The sequence below is a fragment of the Streptomyces sp. SID3343 genome (assembly GCF_009865215.1).
In the GTDB taxonomy this organism is placed as follows: domain Bacteria; phylum Actinomycetota; class Actinomycetes; order Streptomycetales; family Streptomycetaceae; genus Embleya.
The window spans coordinates 1-1,274 of record NZ_WWJX01001451.1 but is presented as its reverse complement, the minus strand read 5'-3'; the positions used below and the strand labels follow the sequence as shown (position 1 = coordinate 1,274).

The 1,274-nt window shown below is 73.6% G+C and carries 1 protein-coding gene; it reads right to left on the bottom strand.

Annotated elements, in window-relative coordinates:
* A partial coding sequence (locus GT354_RS46120; protein WP_202513055.1) for an MFS transporter occupies positions 1-1,274 on the bottom strand: 1,274 nt, incomplete at both ends.

Below are 1,274 nucleotides of genomic sequence, written 5' to 3'. Positions count from 1 at the left end.
CAGGCCCACGGCGCCGCCGACCTGTCGGACCGTGTTGAGCAACCCGGCCGCCGCCCCGCCCCGGGCGGACGGGACCCCGGCCGTGGCGGCCAGGGTGATCGGCGTGAAGGCCGCCGCGGTCCCGATCCCGAACAGCGTGCCGGGGATCGCGACGGTCGGCCAGTACGAGCCGTCCGCGCCGGTGGTCGCGAACGCCGCCAAGGCGGTCAGCCCCACCGCGCCCAGCGCGCAGTAAGCGGCGACGGCGCGCCGAGGGCCGAGTCGAAGAGTAAGCGCCCCGGCGGTGCGCGCCCCGATCATCATGCCGATGCCGATCGGCAGGAAACCCGCCCCGGCCCGCAGCGGCGAGTAGCCGTGCACGTACTGCATGTCGAACGACAAGAGGATCAGCGTCGCGACGAACCCCAGCGTCAGCAGGAACATCACCGCATTCGCGCTGCTCACCGACCGCAGCCGGAAAAGCCCGGGCGGGAGCAGCGCGTCCGCGGTCCACCGGGCCTGGTGGACCAGGAACAGCCCGAGCACCAGGATCCCGACGGCCAGGACGGCCCACACCGACGGGCTCGCCCACCCGGTGCTCTCGGAACGCATCACCGCGAACACCACGGCCGCCAACCCCGAGGTGGCCGACACCGCGCCCACCACGTCGAGCCGTCCTCGGCCGCCCGGACCGCCCTCGCGCGGCGCGAGCACGACCAGGGTGACGATCACCGCGGCGATGCCCAGCGGCACGTTCACCAGGAACACCCACCGCCATCCCAGCCACTGGGTGAGTACCCCGCCGAGTACCGGCCCGGCCGTCGCGGCGACCCCGCCGACCGCACTCCAGGTGCTCAACACCCGGGCACGGCGCGGTCCTTCGGGAAACGTCGCGGTCAGCGCGGTCAGTGTGGCGGGCATCAGCAACGCCGCCCCCAGACCCTGTGCGGCCCGGGCCGCGGACAACATCGCCGGCGACGTGGCCAGGCCGCACGCGAGCCCGGCCGCCGTGAAGAACGCCATGCCCAGGCACAGCATCCGGCGCAGCCCGTAGACGTCACAGCAACGCCCGCCCAGGAGCAGAAACCCGGCGAAGGCGAGCGTGTAGGCGTTGACCACCCAGGGCAACGCGGCGGCGGAGTAGCCGAGGTCGGCCCGGATGTCGGGCAGCGCCACCGACACGATCGTCGCGTCCAGGACCACCACGAACGTGCCCACGCACGCCAGGACCAGCACCGCGTTCTCCCGGCGCCGGACGGTCCGTTCCTCGCTCGCGGGTGTGCTGTCGGCTGTCA